This window comes from Bradyrhizobium sp. 132 (assembly GCF_023074185.1).
Classification (GTDB): domain Bacteria; phylum Pseudomonadota; class Alphaproteobacteria; order Rhizobiales; family Xanthobacteraceae; genus Bradyrhizobium.
This window is the reverse complement of the sequence record NZ_JADPKY010000067.1, coordinates 16,007-39,579: the sequence shown is the minus strand read 5'-3', so window position 1 is coordinate 39,579 and position 23,573 is coordinate 16,007. Positions and strand designations below refer to the sequence as shown.

The 23,573-nt window shown below is 64.1% G+C and carries 18 protein-coding genes; 4 read left to right on the top strand and 14 right to left on the bottom strand.

Annotated elements, in window-relative coordinates:
- Nucleotides 1-6: 6 nt before the first annotated feature.
- On the bottom strand, nucleotides 7-1,437 hold the full coding sequence (locus IVA74_RS10900) for an aldehyde dehydrogenase family protein (protein ID WP_247342724.1): 1,431 nt from the start codon (nucleotides 1,435-1,437) through the stop codon (nucleotides 7-9).
- A gap of 312 nt (nucleotides 1,438-1,749) precedes the next feature.
- Entirely contained in the window at nucleotides 1,750-4,113 is a 2,364-nt protein-coding gene (locus IVA74_RS10895; RefSeq protein WP_247342721.1) for a transketolase, read from the bottom strand.
- A gap of 135 nt (nucleotides 4,114-4,248) precedes the next feature.
- Between IVA74_RS10895 and IVA74_RS10890 the strand changes: the two genes are divergently transcribed.
- Entirely contained in the window at nucleotides 4,249-4,710 is a 462-nt protein-coding gene (locus IVA74_RS10890; protein ID WP_247342718.1) for an Lrp/AsnC family transcriptional regulator, read from the top strand.
- Between the two features lie 4 nt (nucleotides 4,711-4,714).
- Here IVA74_RS10890 and IVA74_RS10885 read toward each other — a convergent pair whose 3' ends face one another.
- The 11 genes from IVA74_RS10885 to IVA74_RS10835 all read right to left on the bottom strand — a co-directional run bounded on the left by IVA74_RS10885 (nucleotide 4,715) and on the right by IVA74_RS10835 (nucleotide 18,333).
- Nucleotides 4,715-5,794 (bottom strand): zinc-binding dehydrogenase, encoded by a 1,080-nt coding sequence (locus IVA74_RS10885; protein WP_247342714.1) that lies wholly within the window; start codon nucleotides 5,792-5,794, stop codon nucleotides 4,715-4,717.
- A gap of 59 nt (nucleotides 5,795-5,853) precedes the next feature.
- Nucleotides 5,854-6,795 (bottom strand): DMT family transporter, encoded by a 942-nt coding sequence (locus IVA74_RS10880; protein WP_247342712.1) that lies wholly within the window; start codon nucleotides 6,793-6,795, stop codon nucleotides 5,854-5,856.
- A 186-nt stretch (nucleotides 6,796-6,981) separates the two neighbouring features.
- Entirely contained in the window at nucleotides 6,982-7,821 is an 840-nt protein-coding gene (locus IVA74_RS10875; RefSeq protein ID WP_247342709.1) for an aldo/keto reductase, read from the bottom strand.
- Between the two features lie 45 nt (nucleotides 7,822-7,866).
- Nucleotides 7,867-8,769: an SMP-30/gluconolactonase/LRE family protein gene (locus tag IVA74_RS10870; RefSeq protein ID WP_247342759.1), complete on the bottom strand. Its 903-nt coding sequence runs from the start codon at nucleotides 8,767-8,769 to the stop codon at nucleotides 7,867-7,869.
- Between the two features lie 269 nt (nucleotides 8,770-9,038).
- Nucleotides 9,039-11,744, bottom strand: coding sequence for a nitrate reductase (locus IVA74_RS10865; RefSeq protein ID WP_247342706.1), 2,706 nt, complete (start codon nucleotides 11,742-11,744; stop codon nucleotides 9,039-9,041).
- 1 nt (nucleotide 11,745) lies between these two features.
- A complete protein-coding gene (locus IVA74_RS10860) occupies nucleotides 11,746-12,963 on the bottom strand; it encodes an FAD-dependent oxidoreductase (protein WP_247342703.1) in 1,218 nt (405 codons plus the stop codon).
- Between the two features lie 10 nt (nucleotides 12,964-12,973).
- The gene (locus IVA74_RS10855) at nucleotides 12,974-13,402 is read right to left on the bottom strand and encodes a globin family protein (protein WP_247342700.1); all 429 of its coding nucleotides are present in this window, start codon (nucleotides 13,400-13,402) and stop codon (nucleotides 12,974-12,976) included.
- Nucleotides 13,403-13,522: 120 nt separating this feature from the next.
- Nucleotides 13,523-14,902: an MFS transporter gene (locus tag IVA74_RS10850; protein ID WP_247342697.1), complete on the bottom strand. Its 1,380-nt coding sequence runs from the start codon at nucleotides 14,900-14,902 to the stop codon at nucleotides 13,523-13,525.
- A gap of 337 nt (nucleotides 14,903-15,239) precedes the next feature.
- On the bottom strand, nucleotides 15,240-16,034 hold the full coding sequence (locus tag IVA74_RS10845; RefSeq protein ID WP_247342694.1) for an ABC transporter ATP-binding protein: 795 nt from the start codon (nucleotides 16,032-16,034) through the stop codon (nucleotides 15,240-15,242).
- Nucleotides 16,035-16,045: 11 nt separating this feature from the next.
- Nucleotides 16,046-16,942 (bottom strand): nitrate ABC transporter permease, encoded by an 897-nt coding sequence (ntrB, locus tag IVA74_RS10840; RefSeq protein WP_247342692.1) that lies wholly within the window; start codon nucleotides 16,940-16,942, stop codon nucleotides 16,046-16,048.
- Nucleotides 16,943-17,013: 71 nt separating this feature from the next.
- Nucleotides 17,014-18,333 (bottom strand): CmpA/NrtA family ABC transporter substrate-binding protein, encoded by a 1,320-nt coding sequence (locus IVA74_RS10835; protein WP_247342689.1) that lies wholly within the window; start codon nucleotides 18,331-18,333, stop codon nucleotides 17,014-17,016.
- A gap of 674 nt (nucleotides 18,334-19,007) precedes the next feature.
- Between IVA74_RS10835 and IVA74_RS10830 the strand changes: the two genes are divergently transcribed.
- Entirely contained in the window at nucleotides 19,008-19,847 is an 840-nt protein-coding gene (locus IVA74_RS10830) for a formate/nitrite transporter family protein (protein WP_247342686.1), read from the top strand.
- A 60-nt stretch (nucleotides 19,848-19,907) separates the two neighbouring features.
- Nucleotides 19,908-21,644 carry a bifunctional protein-serine/threonine kinase/phosphatase gene (locus tag IVA74_RS10825; protein WP_247342682.1) on the top strand — a complete coding sequence of 579 codons (1,737 nt, stop codon included), beginning with the start codon at nucleotides 19,908-19,910 and terminating at the stop codon, nucleotides 21,642-21,644.
- A 48-nt stretch (nucleotides 21,645-21,692) separates the two neighbouring features.
- Here the strand turns inward: IVA74_RS10825 and IVA74_RS10820 are convergent, their stop codons facing one another.
- On the bottom strand, nucleotides 21,693-22,562 hold the full coding sequence (locus tag IVA74_RS10820; RefSeq protein WP_247342680.1) for an NmrA/HSCARG family protein: 870 nt from the start codon (nucleotides 22,560-22,562) through the stop codon (nucleotides 21,693-21,695).
- A 101-nt stretch (nucleotides 22,563-22,663) separates the two neighbouring features.
- On the opposite strand from IVA74_RS10820, the gene IVA74_RS10815 reads away from it, so the two are divergent.
- On the top strand, nucleotides 22,664-23,557 hold the full coding sequence (locus IVA74_RS10815) for a LysR family transcriptional regulator (RefSeq protein ID WP_247342677.1): 894 nt from the start codon (nucleotides 22,664-22,666) through the stop codon (nucleotides 23,555-23,557).
- The last annotated feature ends 16 nt before the right edge of the window (nucleotides 23,558-23,573 follow it).

The following is a 23,573-nucleotide window of genomic DNA, read 5'->3' as shown; positions in this document are numbered from 1 at the left end:
TAAAGCTTACGCCGCGTTGAAGCCGGCGACGGCCTTCACTTCGAGGAAGTCCTCGAGGCCGTACTTGCCCCATTCGCGGCCGTTGCCGGACTGCTTGTAGCCGCCGAACGGCGCGGTGCGGTCGTTGGGCACGCCTTGGAGGTTGACGTTGCCGGCGCGGATCTGGCGGCCGACCCGCTTGGCGTCCTCGACGGAAGCGCCCGTGACATAGCCGGCCAGGCCATAGGGCGTGTCGTTGGCGATATGCACGGCCTCGGCTTCGTCCTTGGCGCCGATGATGGTCAGCACCGGTCCGAAGATTTCTTCGCGCGCGATCGTCATGTCAGGGGTGACGTCGGCGAAGATGGTCGGGCGGACATAGAAGCCCTTATTGACGCCCTCGGGCAGGCCCGGGCCGCCGGACACGAGCGTTGCGCCCTCGTCGATGCCCTTCTTGATCAGCCCCTGGATCTTGTCCCACTGGCCGCGGTTGACGACCGGACCGATGGTGGTGCCCTCGGCGCGCGGATCGCCCGCCTTGGTCTTGTCAGCGGCAGCCTTCGCGATCGCGGCCACTTCCTTCATCTTCGACAGCGGCACGATCATGCGCGAGGGCGCGTTGCAGGACTGGCCGGAGTTGTTGAACATGTGCATCACGCCGCCGGTCACCGCCTTCGGGAGGTCGGCGCCTTCGAGGATGACGTTCGGCGACTTGCCGCCGAGCTCCTGGCTGACGCGCTTCACGGTCGGCGCCGCACGCTTGGCCACATCGATGCCGGCGCGGGTCGAGCCGGTGAACGAGATCATGTCGATATCGGGGTGCTCGCTCATGGCGGCGCCGACCTCGGGGCCGAGACCGTTGACGAGGTTGAACACGCCCTTCGGCACGCCGGCTTCATGGAGGATTTCCGCGAAGATCAGCGCCGAGGTCGGGGTGAACTCCGACGGCTTCAGGATCATGGTGCAGCCGGCGGCGAGCGCGGGCGCGACCTTGCAGGCGATCTGGTTGAGCGGCCAGTTCCAGGGCGTGATCATGCCGACCACGCCGACCGGCTCGCGCAGCACCATGGCGGTGCCGACCGGCTCCTCGAAATGATAGTTCTTGAGCACGTCGAGCGTGGTCATGAGATGGCCGAGGCCGGCGCCGGCCTGGAGCTTTTCGGCCATCGGCAGCGGCGCGCCCATCTCGTCGGAGACGGCAGCGCCGATCTCCTTGAGGCGCCCCTTGTAGATCTCGATGACCTTGGTGAGCAGCGCGACGCGCTCGTCACGGCTGGTCTGGGAGAATGTCACGAACGCGCGCTTGGCGGCGGCGACGGCCTTGTCGACGTCGGCCTTGGAGCCCAGCGCAATGTCGTACATCGCCTCTTCCGTCGCCGGATTGACGACCGGGGTGGACTTCTTGACGGCGGGATCGACCCAGGCGCCGTCGATGTAGAATTGCATGCGATTGACCATCGTGAACCTCTTCTTGGGTATGGAGGGGGCGTTTCGGCAGGCATCCTTGCACGAAAGCGCCGGCAATTGAACCCGCCATATGCGGGGCCAGCGTTGCGGCGGACGGAGGCTATATGAGCCGATGGCGGAGGGGTGGCAAGGTGGCTGGGACGTAAGAACTTGGGTCCCGGCTCAGCGTCGCGTCATTTCATGCCGCGCCGCGTCCGGGACGCGAAACTGCAGCTCGTCGAAGCGGCTCTCGTGCCCCGGACGCAGCGCAGCGCCCTTCAGCGGTGCGCTGCTGAGCCGGGGCCCATGCGCCGGTCATTCCCACTACACCGCCATCTTCCGATGCAGCACCGGCGCGCCGGTGGTGAGGCTTTCGGCCGCATCGATGATGGCGTTGGCATCGATGCCGTGGTGACGGTAGAGGTCGGCGATCGTACCGGTCTGACCGAACTGCTCGACGCCGAGCGCCTCGACCCGATGGCCGCGGACGCTGCCGAGCCAGCCGAGCGTCGCCGGGTGACCATCGATCACGATCACGATGCCGCAGTCGCGCGGCAGCGGCGCGAGCAGTTTTTCGATGTGGCTGAGATGCTGCACGCCTCTCCGATCACGGCGCAATTTCCGTGCGGCGGTCCAACCCGCATGCAGACGATCTGCGGAAGTGATCGCGAGCAGGCCGATGTCGCGCCGGCTCTCGCCGATGAAGCCGGTCGCCTCGATCGCTTCGGGCGCGACCGCGCCGGTGTAGGCGATCACGAGTTCGGCATTCGGGCCAGGCTTGCGCAGCCAATAAGCCCCGTCGGTGATGCCCTGCTCCAGTTCGGGCGTCATGATCCGTTGCGCCTGCTCGATACTGCGCGTCGAGAGCCGCAGATAGATCGAGCCGCCCTCGCCCGGATCGCGCTGCATGTGGTTGAATCCCCACCCCATGATCACGGCGAGTTCGTCGACGAAGGCCGGCTCGAACGAGGCAAGGCCATCCTGCGCCATGCCGATCAACGGCGTTGCGATCGACTGGTGCGCGCCGCCTTCGGGCGCGAGCGTGATGCCTGATGGGGTCGCCGCCACCATGAAGCGCGCATCCTGGTAACAGGCATAGTTCAGCGCATCGAGACCGCGCTCGATGAAGGGATCGTAGAGCGTGCCGACCGGCAAGAGCCGCTCGCCGTTGATCTGGTGCGACAGGCCGAGCGCCGAGAGCATGATGAACAGGTTCATCTCGGCAATGCCGAGTTCGAGATGCTGGCCTTTCGGCGAAAAGTCCCAATTGAACGTGGAAGGAATTTTCTCGCTGCGGAATAAGTCCGCCTTCTCGCCGCGCGCAAACAGGCCGCGCCTGTTCACCCACGGACCGAGATTGGTCGAGACGGTGACATCAGGCGATGTCGTGACGATGCGCTTGGCAAGCTCGCTGTCGCCGCGCGCGATCTCGTTCAGCACCAGCCCAAAACCCTGCTGGGTCGACATCTGCGGCGACGGCTTGAAGGCGAGCTGCGCGGGCACCTCGATAGCAGGCGCAGTAAGCCGGCGGCCGTCCTGGTTGAACGGCACGCGCGCGAGGAAGGCATCGAGCTCGGCGGCGTCTTGCGCGAGACCCTCGTATCTGTCCCATTCGTGTCCGGGTCGGATGTTCTGGCTGTCGCGATATTTCTCCATCTGCGCGACCGTCATCAGACCGGCGTGGTTGTCCTTGTGGCCCTGGAACGGCAGGCCGACGCCTTTGATGGTGTAGGCGATGAAGCAGACCGGGCGGTCGTGATCGATGGATTCGAACGCCTCCAGCATGCTCGCCATATCGTGGCCACCGAGGTTCGACATCAGCGCCAGCAGCTCGTCGTCGCTGCGCTTGTCGATCAGTTTTGTGATAGGTCCCTGATCGCCGATCTCGTCATGCAGATGCTTGCGGAAGGCGGCGCCGCCCTGGAAGCACAACGCCGCGTAGAGCGCGTTCGGGCAATTGTCGATCCAGCGCTTCAACGCCTCGCCGCCGGGCTCGGCAAAGGCCTCGCGCATCAGGCGGCCGTATTTCACGATCACCACGTCCCAGCCGAAATTGCGGAACATGGTCTCGAATTTTTCCCAAAGGCCTTCGCGGACGACGGCGTCCAGCGACTGCCTGTTGTAGTCGACCACCCACCAGGTGTTGCGCAGGCCGTGCTTCCAGCCCTCCGCGAGCGCCTCGAAAATGTTGCCCTCGTCCATCTCGGCATCGCCGACCAGCGCGATCATCCGCCCTTCGCGGCGATCCTTCATCCAACCATGCGCCTTGACATAGTCCTGCACCAGCGAGGCGAACAGCGTCTGCGCGACGCCGAGGCCGACAGAGCCGGTCGAGAAATCGACGTCGTCGACATCCTTGGTGCGCGAGGGATAGGACTGCGCGCCCTTGAAGCCGCGGAAGTTTTCCAGCTTCTCGCGGCTCTGCCGGCCGAACAGATACTGGATGGCGTGGAACACCGGGCTCGCATGCGGTTTCACCGCGACGCGATCCTCAGGGCGCAACACATGGAAATACAGCGCCGACATGATGGTCGCGAGCGAGGCCGACGAGGCCTGATGTCCGCCGACCTTCAGGCCATCCGAGCTGGTGCGGACGTGGTTGGCGTGATGGATGGTCCAGGACGACAGCCACAGCGCCTTGCGGGCCAGCGCGGTCGATGTGTCGAGACGGGCGGTATCAACGGGCATGGCAACGCTCCCGGAAAACAGGTGCCACGATGATACGCCTGCGGGCTGGGCCAAATTTCTCAATTTTTCGCGCGATACCTGCTAATATTGGAACGCCATACCAAAAACTATCTAGAAGCAACAGGTTCTATCCCAATGCCCGCGCTAGACGCCATCGATCGAAAAATCCTCGCCCTGCTCCAGAATGACAGCCGGCTGACCATGCAGGAACTCGCCGACAAGGTCGGACTCTCGGTCTCGCCCTGCCATCGCCGGGTCAAGCTGCTGGAGGAGCGCGGCGTCATCTCGCGCTACATCGCGACGGTCGACCAGAAGGCACTGGGGCTGCATGTCAGCGTCTTCATCTCGATCAAGCTGGCGCGGCAGAAGGAGGAGGATCTCAACCGCTTCGCACGCGCAATCTCGAAATGGGACGAGGTGCTGGAGTGCTATCTGATGACCGGCAACCGCGACTATCTGCTGCGCGTGGTCGCGGCCGACCTCGCATCCTATGAGACTTTCCTGAAAACCAAGCTCACCCGGCTCGACGGCATCGCCTCGATCGAGTCCAGCTTTGCGCTCAGCCAAGTGAAATATTCGATCGCGCTGCCGGTGTAAGGCATCACCGCCACGGCTGCACGATGATCTTGGTGTGGACTTCAGGATTGGCGAGATCGGCGAAAGCCTTTGCGACTCCGTCGATGCCGACTTCCGCCGTCACCATCGCAGCCGCGTCCACCTGCCCTTCCGCGATCAGGCGCAGCGACGCTGCGAATTCGTCCGGCGTGTAGCCGAGCACGTACTGAACGTTGAGCTCCTTCATGATGCCGAGCATCGGCTCGCTCCTGTCGGTCTCCATGCAGACGCCGACCACGACAATCCTCGCATCGCGCGGCGCGCCCTCGAACACCTGCTGCAACAGACCGGGCACGCCGACGCATTCGAAGATGATCGCGGGCTTCAGCGCAGGCAGCATGGCCTGCAACGGCGGCCGCGCCGCCTTTTCCGCGTCCGACATCTGCGCGTGCTCGGCCCAGGTCGCATAGGGCTGCGACTTCAGGGGATCGACGACGATGTCGGCGCCGAGCTTGGCCGCGAGCGCGCGTCGCGCCGGCGAATAGTCGGCGGCGACGATCGGATGCAGGCCCCTGATCCTGAGCGCGGCGATCACCGCAAGCCCGACCGGCCCGCAGCCGATCACGAGCGGCACCTCGCCGCCTTGGATATTGGCCTTGGCCACGGCGTGAACGCCGACCGCGAGCGGTTCGGTGAGTGCAGCATGCTCCGGCGCCAGACCGTTGGGCACTTCGAGCAGCAGCGCTTCGCTCAGCAGCATCGCCTCGGCATAGCCGCCAACATTCTCGTTGGAATAACCGATGCCCTCGATGCCCTGCAGCGTCACCAGGGCCGGCAGTGAGCACACGCGCGTACCCGACTTGAGCTTGCGCGTGGTGCCGGGCCCGTAATCGACGATTTCGCAGCAGAACTCATGGCCGAACACGACGTCGCGGGTGAGGTCCATTGGCTTGCGCCCGGTCTTCCGCGCCATCTCCACCATGCGGTGGGCGTGTTGGCGTGCGTGAAGGTCTGAGCCGCAGATGCCGCAGGCGAGCGTCTTGACCAGCACTTGCCCGTTGCGCGGCTTCGGCTCAGCCATCCGGTCGACGACGATCTCACCGTTCCTGAAAATCGCAGCGCGCATCCGGCTCCTCCCTTGTTGTTGGAGCCGTTGATAGCACAAAGCGGACGCGCGAACTTGCGTCAGGGGTTCGGGGAACGCTCTTCCATTATCAGGAGCTGGGCGCGGCGGATGCGCTCGCGGTGGGCGATGTAGAGGCCGCTGGCGACGATGAAGGCCGCGCCGGTGACGGTCCAGATATCAGGCACTTCTCCGAACAGAAAGAAGCCCAAAATGCTGACCCACAGCAATTGCGTATACGAGAACGGCGCCAGCACCGAGGCATCGCCGTAGCGATAGGCCAGCACGATGATCCACTGGCCGACGGTGGAGGCAACACCGATCACGATGCCAAGTCCGATCGCGGTCCAGCTCGGCGTGACCCAGACGAACGGCACCATCAGCGAGAGGATCGCAACGCCCGTCAGCGCCGAATAAGCCATCGTGGTGAGGACGGCTTCGCGGCCGCTTATCATGCGCGTCAGGATCAGCGCGGCGGCCCAACAGAACGCCGAGACGATCGGGAAGAACGCGGCGGCGTGAAACGCGCTGGAGCCCGGACGCAGGATGATCATCACGCCGGTCAGGCCGATCGCGGTGGCGATCCAGCGGCGCATGCCCACCTTCTCGCTCAGGAAGATGATCGAGAGTGCGGTGACGAACAGCGGCGAGACGAAGCCGGTGGCGGAGGCTTCCGCGATCGGCAGGAAGCTCAGGCCGGTGATGAAGAACAGCGAAGAGCCGAGCAGTGCCGCGCCGCGCATCAGTTGCAGGCCGAGGCGCTCGGTGCGCATCGCATGGAACGGCGAGCCCGGCAGCATCACCGGCGTGAACATCAGCGCGAACGTCACGAAGCGGATCCAGGTGATCTCGATCGACGGCAGGCTCGACGATAGATATTTCGCGGTGACATCGGAGCAACCGAGAAAGATCGTCGACAGCAGCACCAGCGCGATACCCTTGAAGGGATGATCGACGCGCGCAGGCGCGCGGCGCACCTGCTGCTTCTTTTCCGGCATGGGCATGGGAATACTGTCGAGCCTTGCGGCTACGGCGGGCGGCGGTGTCACGGCAGGAACCTAGGAAATGCGAATCGGGAATGATCCTTAAAAACGATAATTGCGCCGCTTTCACAACTTCCGAAAACAGGATGCCGATATGCGCTCACGCCCGCGCGCGTCAATACTCCATTAATAATAGGCTTTTGTGCACTACAGCATGGGCAGGCTGCGCGGCTTTGCACCGCGCGGAAACGCCGCATCGAGCGCAGCAATCTCGTCTTTCGTCAGCACGAGATCACCGGCCGCTGCATTTTCGCCGGCATGTTCCGCAGAGGACGCCTTCGGGATCGCGAACACCGTAGTCTCACGGGTGAGGAAGCTCAGCGCGACCTGGCGCGGCGTCGCGCGACGCGCCTCCGCTATGCCCGTCAACACGGCGCCGCCCTTGCTGTTGCTCGTAGGGAAATCGTCGTGGCCGAACGGCGAATAGGCGACCACAGCGACGCCATGCCGTTCGCACCACGGGATCACCGCGTGCTCGATCGCGCGTTCCTTCAGATGATAGAGCACCTGATTGCAGGCGATCTTGCCTTCGCCGGCAATTTCGAGGATCTCGTCGAGATCGTCGGCGTCGAAATTGGAGACGCCCCAGGATTTGATCTTGCCGGTCTTCACCAGTTCCTCGAACGCGGCGACGGTGTCCTCCAGCGGATACGAGCCACGCCAGTGCAGGAGATAGCAATCGAGCCGATCAGTCTTCAGCCGCTTCAGCGAGCGCTCACAGGCGGTGATGGTTCCGCCGCGCGAAGCGTTGCTTGGCAGCACCTTTGAGACCAGGAACACGTCGTCGCGCCGGCTCGTGATCGCATCGGCAATGACGAGTTCGGCATCACCATACATCTCGGCGGTGTCGATGTGAGTCATGCCGAGATCGAGCCCGCGCTGAAGCGCCGTGATCGCGCGCTTGCGATCGCCATGATCGAGATACCAGGTGCCCTGCCCGATCACGGAGACGGGGGCGCCGGTTTCGCCGAAAGGTTTTGTGTTCATGTCTGCTCCGATACCGCTCTTTCGCTCAGGCAACCGCCGTCATGCTCAAGAGTTCAATCCGCTGATATCAGCGACCAGCACGCTGCCGGTCCCGGACTCCGTGATATAGAGCCGATCGTTCTTTGCGCCACCGATTGCGACGTTGGTGCAATTCGGCCCCGCACACGATTTGATCCGCGCGATCAATTCGCCGTTCGGCGCGAACACGAAGATATGGCCAAGCGAAGCGTGCCCGACGAACAGGCGGCCCTTGGCGTCCATGGTCATGCCGTCGGGGCCGCTGGTGCCGAACAGCGAGCAGAAGCGGCCGACCTTGGACACGCTGCCGTCCTTCATGAACGGCAACCGCCACACCGCGTTGTCGCGCGTCATCGCGACGAACAGCACCGTTTCGGTCGGATCGAGCACCAGGCCATTCGGGCTGATGCCGGTGTCGATCAGGCAATCGAGCCGGCCGCTTTGTGTCAGGCGATAGACGCGGCCGCTGGGGTCATGCAGGCCGGTCTGGCCCTGGTCGGTGAAATAGATGTCGCCGTTGGAGGCGAGATGCAGATCGTTGCAGCCGCGAAACGATTCCGAATTGCGTGCAGTCAGGACAGGCTTGATGCGGCCGGCCTTGGCGTCGAACTCCATGATGCCGTGCCTGTAGTCGGCGACCATGATGCGGCCGTCGGCCGCGATCTTCAATCCGTTCGGCCAGCCCTCATATTCGATCGCGACCGACCATTCGCCATCGGGCGCGATGCGGAAGATGCGGCCGAAGGGAATGTCGACGATGTAGAGATTGCCATCCTTGTCGAACGACGGTCCTTCGATGAAGGAGTCCGTCGGCACACCCGGCCGGTTGGCATCGGCCCAATCCGTCCGCTCGCCTTTGCGGCGGAACCTGTCGGGCATTGCGGAGAACAGCTTGGTTTCGATCAGGCGCGGCGGCGTTTCCAGGTACATCATTGTTATTTTTGTCGTTGTTGATGGGAGAGCGCGGCAACATAGGGCACAATCGAGGGCGCGTCGATTGGGCGGAGGGCATGGCGGCGTACCTAACCATACCGCTCTCGTGTCCCGGACGCGCTGCAACGCCCCCTGCGTTGCTGCGCAGAGCCGGGACCCAGAAAGGCCCACACAAACCTCCGCGCGATGGGCCCCAGCTCTGCAGCGCATCACTTCGTGCTGCGCAGCGTCCGGGGCACGAGACCGTCTTGGTCTGGAGAGACCCCTCACCCCGCCGCGCTCGCGACCTTGGCCTGCTTCTCCGGCGCGACCTCGGTCGTCGCGATCAGGCGCTTCAGCTCGGGGATGCAGGAGCCGCAATTGGTGCCGGCCTTGAGCTTTGCGCCGATCTCGGCGGCCGTGCGCGCGCCGGCAGCGATGCTGTCGCAGATGGTGCCGCGGCCGATGCCGAAGCAGGCGCAGACGACAGGGCCGGTCGAGACGGCACCTTCGCTGGACTTGCCGGAGAGCAGCATGCGGCGCTGCTCGTCGGTGACGTGGTCGGCCACGAACAGGCTCTTCACCACCTCCCAGTCGCCCGCATCATGCGCGGGGCCGACGAACAGGCAGGTTTCGATGCGGTCGCCCGCAAACGACGCCGCGCGATAAACGCCGCCGCCGAAGTCGCGATAGTCGGCGACGTCCTCGCCGGCGACGCTCTCGAGCCAGGCCGGCCAGCGCGACAGATCCGCATTGTCGGCGAAGAGATAGCCGAAGCCGCCGACGACCGTGACGCGGGTCCACATCAGGTTCGACGGTAGGTCGAGCTGCTTGCGCGACAACGCAAAGCCGCGGAAGACGTATTCATAGGGCGCGATCGCCGCCGGCGTTGCCTTCGATTCCGGCTGCCCCGAGAACGGATCGGTGAACGGTGCGACCAGCGCACCGACGCGACCGTGGGAGGCGTTCATCGCGCTCCAGTGGATCGGCGCGAACAGCGTGCCGCGCTGCTGCCGATCGCTGACGACGACCTTCAGGATGCACTGGCCGTAGTCCGTGGTGATGCGGGCATAGCCATCGTGGACGATGCCGTATTTGCTGGCATCGTCAGGATGGATCTCGACGAACGGCTCCGGCAGATGCGCGCCGAGCCGCTGGCTGAGACCCGTACGCGTCATGGTGTGCCACTGATCGCGAATGCGCCCGGTGTTGAGGCGCAGCGGCCGCGACGGCCCGGTCTCGCCACGCAGCGCCGGCACCTCCGGCGCGACGAAGCGGCCCTTGCCGTCATTGGTGAAGAAGCCACCCTGCGCGAAGAACCGTTCGATGGGCGCCTCGCCTTCGCGCGCGGGCCACTGCACGGGCTTCAAGGCGTCGAAGGCCTCGTCGGACAGCGACGTCAGCGCGCCGATGTCGAAATCGCGGCTGCCGTCGTTCTCGAACGTCGAGAGCGCGGCGTGCTCGCGGAAGATATCGGCCGCCGATTTGTAGTTGAAGCTGTCGCCGAAGCCGAGTCGCCTTGCGGTCTCGCTCAGGATCCACCAGTCCGGTCTTGCCTCGCCTGGCGCAGGCAGGAAGGAGCGCTGGCGCGAGATGCGGCGTTCGGAATTGGTCACGGTGCCCGACTTCTCACCCCAGGCGAGCGCCGGCAGCAGCACGTGCGGGCCGGCATCGACCGTGTCGTTCGAGAGCACGTTCTCGGACACCACGAACAGCTCGAGTTTCGTCAGCGCCTCGCGCACGAAGTCCGCATCGGGCAGCGACACTGCGGGGTTGGTGCCCATCACCCACAGCGCCTTGACCTCGCCGCGGTTGATGGCTTCGAACAGCGGTACCGCCTTCAACCCTTCATGGGTGGCGATGCGCGGCGCCTTCCAGAACCGCCGCACGCGGTCGATATCCGGCGGCGTGAAGTTCATATGCGCGGCGAGCTGGTTGGCAAGGCCGCCGACCTCGCGGCCGCCCATCGCGTTGGGCTGGCCGGTGAGCGAGAACGGCGAAGCGCCGGGCTTGCCGATGCGCCCCGTGGCGAGATGGCAATTCAGGATCGCGTTGACCTTGTCGGTGCCCTGCGCCGACTGATTGACGCCTTGCGAATACAGTGTGACGACGCGGGGCGTGTCGCGGAACATCTTGAAGAAGGTGGCAACGTCCTGCTCGGAGAGGCCGGTCGCCAGTGCGGTCGCCGTGACGCTGCCGGCGATGCTGCGCGCGCGCGCCAGTGCGTCGTCAAAGCCCGACGTGTATTGCGCGATGTAGTCCTGATCGAGCGCACCGTTGTCGGCGAGGTGAACTAACAGGCCGGAGAACAGTGCCGTGTCGGTGCCTGGCTTGAGGCCGAGGAACAGGTCGACGTCGGTCGCGGTATCGGTGCGGCGCGGATCGATCACGATCATGCGGGCGCCGCGCTCCTGCCGGTTCTTCACCATGCGCTGGAACAGCACGGGATGGCACCAGGCGGCATTCGAGCCGACGAAGACGAGCAGATCGGCCTGGTCGAGATCCTCGTAGCAGCCGGGCACGGTGTCGGCACCGAAGGCACGGCGGTGACCGGCGACCGAGGACGACATGCAGAGCCGCGAGTTGGTGTCGACATTGGCAGTGCCGACAAAGCCCTTCATCAGCTTGTTGGCCACGTAATAGTCTTCGGTCAGAAGCTGGCCGGAGAGATAGAACGCGACCGCGTCGGCGCCGTCGCGGGCGACGATGTGCTGCATGCGGTGGGCGACGTGGTCGAGCGCATCGCTCCAGGCGACGCGTTCCAGCAGGCCCTTGCAGCGGATCATCGGATAGAGCAGCCGGCTTTCCAGCCCGAAGGTCTCGCCGAGTGCCGAGCCCTTGGAGCACAGCCGGCCGAAATTGGCGGGGTGGTCAGGATCGCCCGCGATCGCTGCGCCGCCGTTGCCGTCCGGCGTCGCCAGCACGCCGCAGCCGACGCCGCAATACGGACAGGTCGTCTTGGTGGCGCGGAGCGTGGGATCGATCGCGGTCATATCAGGCTGCTTTCGAGGGACGCGCGAGCGCGCGGCCGAACACCATGTCGGTGCGGATCGCCGCCACCTTTTCGCGGTTGCGGATCAGTTCGAGGTACCAGAGCGCATCGACGGTATCGCCGATCAGCACGGCGCCGGTGAGCCGGCCGTCGGCGATGACGAGCTTCTTGTAGGTACCGCGCCTGCGATCGGTGAGCACGAGACTCTCGCTGCCCTCCCCGCCCATGAAGTCACCGGCGGAGAACACGCTGACGCCTGACACTTTCAGATTGGTCGAGACTACGCTGCCCTGATAGGCCGCAGGCCGGCCGGCGAGATGTCGCGCCAGCACGCGCGCCTGCTCGTAGGCAGGCTCGACGAGGCCGTAGCAGGTGCCGCGATGCTCGGCACACTCGCCGAGCGCGTAGATATCGGGCGACGCCGTCTGCATCTCGTCGTTGACGACGATGCCGCGGTTGACCGCGATGCCGGCGTCCTTGGCGAGCGCAGTATTGGGCCTGATGCCGGCGGCGAAGATCAGGGCATCTGCCTCGATGCGGCTGCCATCGGCAAGCTCGACCCCTTCGACCTGGCCCTCGCCATGGATGCGGACCGTGGAGGCATTGAGCAGGATGCGAATGCCCTTGCGCTCGACCAGCGTCTTGAGCAGGTCCGCAGCGGGCGCATCGAGCTGGCGCTCCATCAGCCGGTCCATCAGATGCAGCAGCGTCACAGGCGCTCCGGCCTTGGCGAGGCCGTAGGCCGCTTCGAGTCCGAGCAGACCGCCGCCGACCACGACGACGCGCTTCTTCGCCGCTGCCAGCGTCAGCAGCAGATCGACGTCGCGGGTGTCGCGGAAGGTGTGCACGCCCGCGAGATCGGCGCCCGGCACGTTGAGCCGCAGCGGCGTCGAGCCGATGGCGAGCACGAGCTTGGAATATTCCATGCTCTCTTCGCCTTCGATCTTGAGCTCGCGTCGGCCGGTGTCGATCTCGGTGACGCGATAGCCGTAGCGCACCGTGACGCCGCGATGGCGCCACCAGTCGGCAGGTCTCAGCTCGATCTCGTGCGAACCGGTCTCGCCGGCCAGCACGGAGGAGAGCAGCACGCGGTTGTAAGCGAGCCGTGGTTCATCGCCGATAACGGCAACCGCGTAGCGGCCGAGTGCGGTCTTGGCGAGCTCGTCGACAAGGCGCGCGGCCGCCATACCGTTACCAACGATGACGAGTGGCTCACTCACAAGGCGTCTCCTATTCGGCGGCCTGCGCCTGGGCGCCATAGGCCTCGGAAATCATGTAGCCGGACAGCACGCCATAGGCGTCAGTCCAGGCGGTAGCGAGTTCGGGCGTCCAGGCTTCGCCGAGCCCCTTCTCCAGGGTCCACAGCAAGGTCGCGCCGACCACGGGGTAGTGCTCGGCCTGGGCGCCGTAAGCGACGTGCCGCTTCGCCAGCGCCGAGGCCGCGGGAAGAATCGAGTCCAGGTTCGACAGGCCGCCGACGACGGCGGCGAGCATGCCCATCAGCTTCTTGCGCTGCTCGGTCATGTCCTCGGGAAACATCGCGCGCACCGACGGCGCCACCTCGAACAGGTGATCGTAGAACAGTATCGCGGCCTGCGCGGAAATCGGCGCGACCTTGGCAAAGCTCTGCTGGACGAGGGTGATCTGTTCTGGCGTCATGATGTTCTCCTGCCTGTTTCGGTTTGCCTTGGTGCGCGCCGTTGCGAACCAGGTTCATGATCAAACTGTCGGGCAATGCTTCTCCCCGCGTACGGAGAGAAGCGAGATTCGTACCAAGTGTTACACGCGCGCCCCGGCAAGGCTTGACACGCCTTCACCCTGCGGGCTGCGACGCAGATAGAACCACCAGGTCAGCGCGAGGCAGGAGGCGTAGAAACCGAGATAGATCGCGAGCGCGAGCTGCGGTCCTCCCGTCAGCGCGATCGACTTGCCGAAGCCGGTCGGGATCAGATAGCCGCCGACGGCGCCGACCGCGCCGATGAAGCCGACCGCCGCACCGCTCTCGATGCTCGCCGTCTTCAAGGCGACCGCGCGCTCCGCATCGCCCTTGCCGCGCACCCTGAACAGATTCTGCTCGCGGAAGATCGAGGGAATCATGCGGTAGGTCGAACCGTTGCCGATGCCCGTCGTCACGAACAGGACCAGGAACATCGACAGGAAGCCGATAAAGTCCTTCTGCCCGACGAAGTAGAGCACGCCGACCGTGGCGCCTGCCATCACGATGAAATTCCAGAACGTGATGACCGACCCACCGATCTTGTCGGCAAGCCAGCCGCCGAGCGGCCGCGACAACGAGCCGACCAGCGGCCCCAGGAATGCGATTGCAATCGTGACTTGCGGAAATTGCGTCTTGATCAGCAGCGGAAACGCAGCCGAGTAGCCGATGAACGAGCCGAACGTGCCGATATAGAGATACGCCATGATCCAGGTGTGCTTGCGCTTGACCACCGCGAGCTGGTTCCTGATCGACGACTTGGCCGTGGTCAGGTTGTTCATGAAGAACACCGCGCCGAACACCGCGATCGCGATCGGCAGCACCCACATCAGGCCGGCGTTTTGCAGGAAGACACCGTCGACGGGGGTTGCCTGGAACAGGTTGATGACGGCGAGCGTCATCAGGATCGGGGTCAACAGCTGCACGCTGGAGACGCCGATATTGCCGCCGGCCGCATTCAGGCCCAGCGCCCATCCCTTCATCCGGTCGGGAAAGAAGAAGGAGATGTTGGTCATGCTGGACGCGAAATTGCCGCCGCCGAGGCCGGCGGTCGAGGCAATCAGCAGCATCAGCCAGAACGGCGTGTCGGGCTGGCTCACGAAGTAGGCGAGCGAAAGCGTCGGAATGAACAGGATCGCGGCACTGAAGATGGTCCAGTTGCGGCCGCCGAAGGTCGTCACCGCGAAGGTGTAGGGAAAGCGCATCAACGCGCCGATCAGCCCGGGCACTGCGACGAGCTGGAACAGCTGGTCGGTGGTGTAGTGGAAGCCCGCCTGCGGCAGCTTGGTGGTGACGATGCTCCAGATCAGCCAGACCGAGAAGCCGATATGCTCGGCCACGATCGACCAGACCAGGTTGCGTCGCGCGATAGTCTTGCCAGTCGCATTCCAGAACGCCTCATCTTCGGGGCGCCATTCGGAAATCCACGTCGGATCCTTCGTCATTACATTATCCCTTCCAGGCTCACCGCTGCGTCGTTGCAGGCTCTGCCCCCGGCCACGGAGGCGCGCTCCGAGGCTTCACCCCGGTGGCGAGTTGCGATGCTGATTGATGATGTTGAGGGACGGCGTCGTTGGCGTCGCGGTTGGTGCTTCAATTTCCGTGCCAACTGCGCGCATTCGGTAAATACAGGGAATTCAGAGACTTATTGGAACAGCCCGAAATTGTTGCAGGGCTCCATTCGCACGCAAATTTTGCGATTCGCTCAATCCTTGTGCGGCGCACAAGGATTGAGCTTGATGTCTGTTATTTGTGCGGGCCACGCATGTGTTAACGACGCGCTTACGCGGCTTCGACGAAGCGATGACGCTCATAGAGGAATTCGAGCACGCGCTGCCGGCACTTCAGATAAGCGGCGTTGGTCGCGAGCTCGAGCCGCTTGCGCGGGCGCGCCAGCGGCACCTCCAGCACCTCGCCGATGCGCGCGCTCGGCCCGTTCGTCATCATGACGATGCGGTCGGACAACAGCACGGCCTCGTCGACGTCGTGGGTGATCATCAAGATGGTGTTGCCTAGCTTCTGATGCAGCGCCATCACGGAGTCCTGCAAATGCGCGCGGGTCAGCGCGTCGAGCGCGCCGAACGGCTCGTCGAGCAGCAACACCTTGGGCTCCATCGCAAGCGCGCGGGCAATGCCGACGCGCTGCTTCATGCCGCCGGAGATTTCCGAGGGCCGCTTGTCCTTGGCGTGGGCCATCTGCACGAGGTTGAGATTGTGCATGACCCATGCGTCGCGTTCGGCGCGCTTCTTGGTCTTGGCGAAGACCTTGTCGACGCCGAGCCTGACGTTCTCGTACACCGTCAGCCACGGCAGCAGGCTGTGGTTCTGGAACACCACTGCGCGATCCGGACCCGGCGAGTTCACCTCGCGGTTCTCCAGCAGTACGCCGCCGGTGGTGGCGGTGGTCAATCCTGCGATGATGTTGAGCAGGGTCGACTTGCCGCAACCGGAATGGCCGATGATCGAGACGTATTCGCTCTTCTCGATCGTCAGGTTGATCTCCTTCAACACCTCGGTCGTGGCCGCGCCGCGGGTGAAGACCTTGTCGATGTGGTCGAGCTTCAAATAGGTGGTCATGTGCTTTCCCTTCAGTTCGGCGCGGTGCCGCGGGTGACGATCTTGCCGACGCCCGCGATCAGACGGTCGAGCACGAAGCCGATGATGCCGACATAGAACAGCGCCAGGATGATCTCGCTGATATGCGAGGAATTCCACGCGTCCCAGATGAAGAAGCCGATGCCGACGCCGCCGATCAGCATTTCCGCGGCCACGATCGCGAGCCAGGACAAGCCGATGCCGATGCGAAGCCCCGTGAAGATGTAGGGCGCGGCGGCCGGGATCATGATCTTGGCGAAGAACTCGAGCGGATTGAGCTGCACCACCGCGGCGACGTTGCGGTAGTCCTGCGGGATGTTGCGGACGCCGACCGCGGTGTTGATGATGATCGGCCAGATCGAGGTGATGAAGATGACGAAGATCGCCGAGGGCTGGCCGTCGCGGAACGCCGCGAGCGACAGCGGCAGCCAGGCCAGCGGCGGAATCGTGCGCAAGACCTGAAACAACGGATCGAGCCCGCGCATGGCCCAGACCGACTGGCCGACCAGGACGCCGAGCGCAATGCCGGCGATGGCGGACAGCGAATAGCCGAGCGCGACGCGCTGGAGACTGGCTGAGAGATGCCAGAACAGACCCTTGTCGATGCCGCCGTGATCGAAGAACGGATCGAGGATCAGTTCCTTGGTGTCCTTGAAGACTTTCGACGGCGGCGGCAGCGCCGAGCCGGCGCGGCGGCAGACCAGCTCCCATACCAGCATCAGCAGTGCGACCACGACGAGCGACGGGATCACGCGCACGGCGGTCTCCCGCGCCATCCGCGCGTAGGTCTCGCCGCGCGGCGGCCGCTTCGGTGTCATCGCGACGACCGGCGCGGCGGTACCCGTCGGGGTCGCGGTCTCAATGTCCATCTTCGTGGCAGGCATGTTCATCGCTATCTCTCCGGCTCCGGATCTCGGCTTTCCAAGACGATGCGGCCGCCTCACGGCAGCCGCAGGCTCCATCAGACTTCGACGCGCTTGATCGCGAGCGACTTCAGATAGGCGGCCGGATTTTCGGGGTCGAACACCTTGCCGTCGAAGAAGGTTTCCTTGCCGCGCGAGGTGAAGGCCGGGACATCGGCAGTAGCGACGCCCAGCGTCTTGGCCGCATCGCGCCACATGTCCTCGCGGTTGACCTTGGCAATGAGCGCCTTGGTGTCGAAATTCGCCTCGTACTTGCCCCAGCGGATGTCTTCGGTGAGGAACCAGAGATCATGGCTCTGGAACGGATAGGAGGCCTGGTCCTTCCAGAAGCGCATCTGCTGCGGCGAATTGTCGACGATGCGACCGGTGCCGTAGTCGAACTTGCCTTTCATGCGATCGGTGATGTCCTCAACCGGGCAGTTGATCCACTGGCGCTTGGCGCAGATCACTGCGGCTTCCTCTCGGTTCTCAACCTTCTCCGACCATTGCTGGGCTTCCATCACAGCCATCAGCAGCGCCTTCGCCGCCTTCGGGTATTTGTCGACCCAGGCCGCGCGCATGCCGAACGACTTTTCGGGATGCTTGTCCCATAGCTCGCCGGTGGTGATCGCGGTGTAGCCGATCTCCTGGTGGATGAGCTGGAGGTTCCAGGGCTCACAGACGCAGAAGCAGTCCATGGTGCCGACCTTCATATTGGCCACCATCTGAGGCGGCGGCACCACGATGGTCTCGATGTCCTTGTCGGGATCGATCCCGCCGGCAGCGAGCCAGTAGCGGATCCAGAGATCATGGGTGCCGCCGGGAAAGGTCATCGCGGCCTTCACCGACTTTCCTGAGGTCTTCTTCTTCTCCAGCGCGGTCTTGAAGGGCGCGGTGTCGATGCCGACCTTGAGGTCCGCATATTCCTTGGCGACCGAGATGCACTGACCGTTCAGGTTCAGGCGCGCCAGAATGTACATCGGCGTGGGCTGGTTGTTCTGCGTCACCTTGCCGGCCGAGATCAGATACGGCATCGGGGTCAAGATGTGCGCGCCGTCGATGCCATTGCCTTCGGAGCCGAGCACGAGATTGTCACGCGTGGTGCCCCAGGAGGCCTGCTTCTGGACCTCGACATCGGGCATGCCGTATTTGGCGAAGATGCCCTTCTCCTTCGCGACGAACAGCGGGGTCGCGTCGGTGAGGGCGATGAAGCCGAGCTTGGCGCCCTTGACCTCGGGGCCGGCGTCCTGCGCGAAAGCGCCGGCGGGGAAATTCAGCTTGGCAGCGGCGAGGAGTGCGGCGGTCGAGCCGGCAGCCTTCATCAATTGACGGCGGTTCAGGCCGATCGTTTCCGAGGGCCGGCGGGTGCGCTTGGTCATTGGCGGTGTCGTCCTTTGCGTCGTTGCAGAATGATTGCGTCAGTGCACGCGAGCAGCCCGTCCGTCCGTGACCCCAAAAAAGGCCCATGCGAACGCGCGACGGGGAAAACCCCCGTCTGGTGGCGTCACAAATCGGATGAGAAGTCTCGCGGGACGGCTTCAATGGCGTCGGCTGGGAACTATTCAAGCTTCGTGCCAAGCCCAAAACAGCGAAAAGCGACGCCAGTTCATAATGTTATGGGCGCCGCGCCAGTCTGTCGCAGGCTTAGTCCGCACGTGAAATTTGCGACCTGCTCAATCCTTGTGCGGCGCACAAATACTATGCAGCGGCTCAAGCATAAGGCCATGGAGTGCATCGAAATCTGAACCGTTGCAATGTTATCTAATTGATATCGCTAACTCTTTTCAAGCTGCAGGCCCCGGCACGCAATTTGCTTCTTCCATCATGTCAACGAAGACTGCGGCTTTGCCGCATGGTTGCAGCCTCTGGCGGCCGCAACGAGGAAGCTCAACTGCTTCGCGGCCCTTCCCGGCTCGGTCGTCGTGACGCGATTCCCAAGGCTTCCGAAACCATTCCAAGCCCTCGTGCGCGGCAGGCAGCCCGCACGGCCAATGACGTTCAATCGCTCTCGCAGGAGGGCGTGATCTCTCTTACGAAGCAAAAGGAACCATCGATGTCGTATCTCGCGCCTTCGGAATTCGTCACCAAGATGGTGGATGCGGGCGAGTCCAAGATCTTCATGTCCACCCGGGATACCATCATCCGCGCTTATATGGCCGGCGCCATTCTCACGCTCGGCGCATGGTTCGCCATCACGATCAACGTCAACACCGGCCAGCCGCTGGTCGGCGCGATGCTGTTTCCGGTCGGCTTCATCATGCTGTACCTGCTCGGCTTCGATCTGCTCACCGGCGTGTTCGTGCTCTCACCGCTCGCCCTGATCGACAAGCGTCCCGGCGTCACGCTTGGCGGCGTGCTGCGCAACTGGGGCCTCGTCTTCGTCGGCAACTTCGGCGGCGCCCTCACCGTCGCCTTCATGATGGCCTTCGTCACGACGTTCGGTTTCACGCAAGAGCCCGACAAGGTCGGCGCGGCCATCGGAAATATCGGCGAAGGCCGAACGCTCGGCTACGCCGCGCATGGCGCCGCCGGCATGGCAACCCTGTTCATGCGCGGCATGCTCTGCAACTGGATGGTCTCGACCGGCGTCGTCGGCGCCATGATCTCGACCTCGGTCCCCGGCAAGGTCATCGCGATGTGGATGCCCATCATGCTGTTCTTCTACATGGTGTTCGAGCATTCCGTCGTGAACATGTTCCTGTTTCCTTCGGGCCTGATGCTGCACGCGAAGTTCTCGATCATGGACTATCTGATCTGGAACGAGATCCCGACCGTGCTCGGCAATCTCGTCGGCGGCCTCGCCTTCACCGGCATGACCCTCTACACCACGCACGTCATGACCAAACCGAAGCGGCAGGCCGGCAAGGCCGCGCCGACCCGCGTTGCGGCCTGATCGAAAACGTCTCGACAGGGGAGCCTCGTCCGACCAGGGTGAGGCTCCCCTTTGCCGGTGATGACAATGACCCGCGGACTTCAGATCTCGGTCGGCCAGCATTCCGACAAGGGTCGCAAGCCCATCAACCAGGATTTTCACGGCGTCCTCGTTCCGGACGAGCCGATGCTCAGCCTGAAGGGCATTGCGGCCGTCCTCGCCGACGGCATCTCCAGCAGCACGGTGAGCCAGATCGCCAGCGAGTCGGCGGTCAAGAGCTTCCTGATGGACTATTACTGCACGTCTGAATCCTGGACGGTGAAGACCTCAGCCCGCCGCGTGCTGGATGCCACCAATTCCTGGCTGCACGCGCAGACGCGCAAGAGCCAATATGCCTATGACCGCGACAAGGGCTATGTCTGCACCCTGAGCGCCATGGTCATCAAGGCGACCACCGCTCACATCTTCCACGTTGGCGACTGTCGCGTCTATCGCGTCGCCGGCAAGGCGCTCGAGCAGCTGACCGACGATCACCGGATCATCGTGTCGTCGGAGCAAACCTATCTCGGCCGCGCGCTCGGCATCAATCCGCAGCTCGAGATCGACTACCAGAGTTTCGAAATCGAGACTGGCGACACTTTCCTGCTGGCGACCGACGGCGCCTATGAATTCGTCGACGCGCGTTTCATCACGAGCGCGCTCAGCGAGCATGCAGCCGGGCTCGACGAGGCGGCGAAAGCGATCGTCGAGGAAGCCTACCGGCGCGGCAGCGACGACAACATCACGGTCCAGATCCTCCGCATCGATGCGGTGCCGCAGCGCGAGCCAGCCGGCATCTTCAACCAGACCTCCCAACTGCCGCTTCCCCCGCTGCCGGAGCCGCGGGCAATCTTCGACGGCTACAGGATCGTCCGCGAAATCCACGGCAGCAGCCGCAGTCACATCTACCTTGCCGTCGACGCAGTAACCGAAGAGCCAGTCGCGCTGAAGCTTCCGTCGATCGATTTGCGCGACAATGCCGCCTATTTGAAGCGCTTCCTGATGGAGGAGTGGATCGCGCGCCGGATCGACAGCCCGCACGTGCTGAAGCCGTTGTCGCAGTCGAAACGGCGCAGCTATCTCTACGTTGCCACCGAATTCGTCGAAGGTCAGACCTTGCGGCAATGGATGACGGACAATCCACGCCCCGATCTCGAAACCGTCCGCGGACTGGTCGAGCAAATCGCCGCGGGCCTGCGCGCCTTCCACCGCATGGAAATGCTGCATCAGGACCTCAGGCCCGACAACATCCTGATCGACAAGACCGGGACCGCGAAGATCATCGACTTTGGATCAGTCAGGGTGGCAGGCGTCGCGGAGGCCGCGCCGCAGGACGAGGCCGACGAAATTCTGGGAACGGTCCAGTACACGGCGCCGGAATATTTTCTTGGGCAAGGCGGCTCGTCGCGCTCCGACATGTTTTCGCTGGCCGTGATCTGCTACCAGATGCTGACGGGAAAGCTTCCCTATGGCACCCAAATCGCCAGTATCCGGCGCAAGGCGGACGTGCGGAGGCTCAAATATCGCCCGGCCAACGACGACAGCAACGTGCCTGCTTGGGTCGACGGCGCGCTCAGACGTGCGCTCCATCCGGATCCCTACAAGCGGCACGAGGATCTGTCCGAATTCGTCTTCGAGCTTCGCTCGCCCAATCCGGCCTATCTCGACACGCGGATCACGCCCTTGCTGGAGCGCAGCCCGCTGATGTTCTGGAAATTGACCACGGCGGCGCTCGCCTGCGTCGTCGTGGTCCTGCTTGCGATGTTGCACGCGCGCTGATCAAGGGTGTAGCCAGGCACGTTGTCGCGATGGGACGTGCCCGTGCCGTCAGGCAAAGGCCGCGATCTCGGAGACAAGGTCGCGATAGGAGCGCAGGGGACGCCCCAACAGCGCGGTCAGCCGCTCGACGTCGCCGGCCTCTGGGACCATTCCCTCGGTGAGGAAACGCTCGCTCATCAGCCGCATGTCGTAGGCCATCCAGCTCGGCATGAACTGCCGGAGATTCTTCTCGAAGCCGGCGGTATCGTCACCGGGATAGGCGATCGTGCGACCCAGCACCTCCGACCAGACGGCGGCGGCTTTCGCGCCGGTCAGCGTTTCGGGACCGACCAGATTGATGCGGTCGAGCGCAAGCGGCGCTGCGGCTCGCTCACGACGGATGAGCTCGACGGCCGCGATCTCGCCGATGTCGCGCGCATCGATCATGGCGAGCCCCCTGCTCCCGATGGGCATCGGATAGATGCCGTATCCGGTCACCACGTCCTTGATCGTGAGATCATTATTCATGAAGTAGGCGGGGCGCAGGATGGTGGCGTTGAAGCCCATCTGCTCGATCATCCGCTCGACGCCGAACTTGCCGGCAAAGTGCGGGACATTCACGTAGCGATCGCTGTGGATCACCGAGAGGTAGACCACGCGCTCGACGCCGGCCTCGCGGGCCACGTTGAGCGCGATCAGCGCCTGCGTGAATTCATCGGCGAGCACTGCGTTGAGCAAGAACAGGGTCGAGACGCCCTTGAACGCGCTGCGCAGCGAGTCGACGTCGAGCAGGTCGCCCTGCACGACCGTGACGCCTGCCGGCAGGTTTGCCTTTGCAGGATCGCGAGCGAGAGCGCGGATATCAGCGCCGCGCTTGACGAGCTGTTCGACGACATTGCGGCCGATGGTGCCGGTTGCGCCGGTAACGAGGATGGTCATGGGGATCACTCCGGTTGGGTCAGAAGACACCCGGGAAATTAGTGATCCACATTCGGACCGACAGTCGCTATATTTGAACAGACTGTCTCACTGGTGGAACGATGGACCTGCTCGCACTCGCCGATTTCAATCTCGTCGCCCGGCACGGCGGGTTCGGACGCGCCGCACGGGCCGCCGGACGTCCGAAAGCCACCCTCTCCCGCCGGGTCGCGGAGCTGGAAGCCGCGCTCGACCTGCGCCTGTTCGAGCGCGGCGCGCGCGCCGTGAAACTCACCCAGGAAGGACGCGCCCTTTACAAGCGGACGGGGGCATTGCTCACCGAGCTCGACGAGACGGCGGCAGCGATCGCTTCGGGCGGGGACAGCCCGCGAGGCAGGATGCGGATCAGCGCGCCTTTGCTGTTCTCTCAGACTGCGATGGGGAAACTCGCGGCCGGGTTCGCGCTCAGATATCCGCAGGTCCGTCTTGAGGTCTCGACGGAAGATCGCTCCGTCGACATGGTGGAGGAGGGGTATGATCTGGTGATCCGGGTCAATCCCGATCCAGATGACAGCCTTGTCGGACGAATCTTCCTGCGCGATCGGCTGGTCGTCGTGGCGAGCCCGGACCTGAAACGACCGAGGGACGGTATCGCTGTGCCGGCTGTCATGCGCGGACCGGGCGACCAGCTGACAACCTGGGAAGTGACGGTGCCAAGCGGAAGATCGCGCATCGCGGTTGATCCAGTCCTTCGGCTGTCATCGCTCGTCATGGTCCGCGATGCAGTCCGGGCGGGCGTCGGCGCCGCACGCCTTCCGGTGTCACTGGTCAGTCACGACCTGGCTGCCGGCACGCTGGTGCATTGGGGCGACATCGACGGACCAGAGATCGCGTTGTGGACGCTCTATCCATCGCGCCGGCTCCTAAGCGCGCGCGTATCCGCCTTCCTCGACTTTATGAAGGAAGCCTTCCCCATGGGGACGCCTGACGAGCTGGCGGCCTTTATCTGGAGATGAGGGGGGCGGGCGCGCG

Excerpts from the sequence above, each read along its gene's own strand:
- IVA74_RS10900 (WP_247342724.1), bottom strand. The coding sequence starts at position 1,437 with ATGGTCAATCGCATGCAATTCTACATCGACGGCGCCTGGGTCGATCCC.
- IVA74_RS10895 (WP_247342721.1), bottom strand. The coding sequence starts at position 4,113 with ATGCCCGTTGATACCGCCCGTCTCGACACATCGACCGCGCTGGCCCGC.
- IVA74_RS10890 (WP_247342718.1), top strand. The coding sequence starts at position 4,249 with ATGCCCGCGCTAGACGCCATCGATCGAAAAATCCTCGCCCTGCTCCAG.
- IVA74_RS10885 (WP_247342714.1), bottom strand. The coding sequence starts at position 5,794 with ATGCGCGCTGCGATTTTCAGGAACGGTGAGATCGTCGTCGACCGGATG.
- IVA74_RS10880 (WP_247342712.1), bottom strand. The coding sequence starts at position 6,795 with ATGCCCATGCCGGAAAAGAAGCAGCAGGTGCGCCGCGCGCCTGCGCGC.
- IVA74_RS10875 (WP_247342709.1), bottom strand. The coding sequence starts at position 7,821 with ATGAACACAAAACCTTTCGGCGAAACCGGCGCCCCCGTCTCCGTGATC.
- IVA74_RS10870 (WP_247342759.1), bottom strand. The coding sequence starts at position 8,769 with ATGTACCTGGAAACGCCGCCGCGCCTGATCGAAACCAAGCTGTTCTCC.
- IVA74_RS10865 (WP_247342706.1), bottom strand. The coding sequence starts at position 11,744 with ATGACCGCGATCGATCCCACGCTCCGCGCCACCAAGACGACCTGTCCG.
- IVA74_RS10855 (WP_247342700.1), bottom strand. The coding sequence starts at position 13,402 with ATGACGCCAGAACAGATCACCCTCGTCCAGCAGAGCTTTGCCAAGGTC.
- IVA74_RS10850 (WP_247342697.1), bottom strand. The coding sequence starts at position 14,902 with ATGACGAAGGATCCGACGTGGATTTCCGAATGGCGCCCCGAAGATGAG.
- IVA74_RS10845 (WP_247342694.1), bottom strand. The coding sequence starts at position 16,034 with ATGACCACCTATTTGAAGCTCGACCACATCGACAAGGTCTTCACCCGC.
- ntrB (WP_247342692.1), bottom strand. The coding sequence starts at position 16,942 with ATGAACATGCCTGCCACGAAGATGGACATTGAGACCGCGACCCCGACG.
- IVA74_RS10835 (WP_247342689.1), bottom strand. The coding sequence starts at position 18,333 with ATGACCAAGCGCACCCGCCGGCCCTCGGAAACGATCGGCCTGAACCGC.
- IVA74_RS10830 (WP_247342686.1), top strand. The coding sequence starts at position 19,008 with ATGTCGTATCTCGCGCCTTCGGAATTCGTCACCAAGATGGTGGATGCG.
- IVA74_RS10825 (WP_247342682.1), top strand. The coding sequence starts at position 19,908 with ATGACAATGACCCGCGGACTTCAGATCTCGGTCGGCCAGCATTCCGAC.
- IVA74_RS10820 (WP_247342680.1), bottom strand. The coding sequence starts at position 22,562 with ATGACCATCCTCGTTACCGGCGCAACCGGCACCATCGGCCGCAATGTC.
- IVA74_RS10815 (WP_247342677.1), top strand. The coding sequence starts at position 22,664 with ATGGACCTGCTCGCACTCGCCGATTTCAATCTCGTCGCCCGGCACGGC.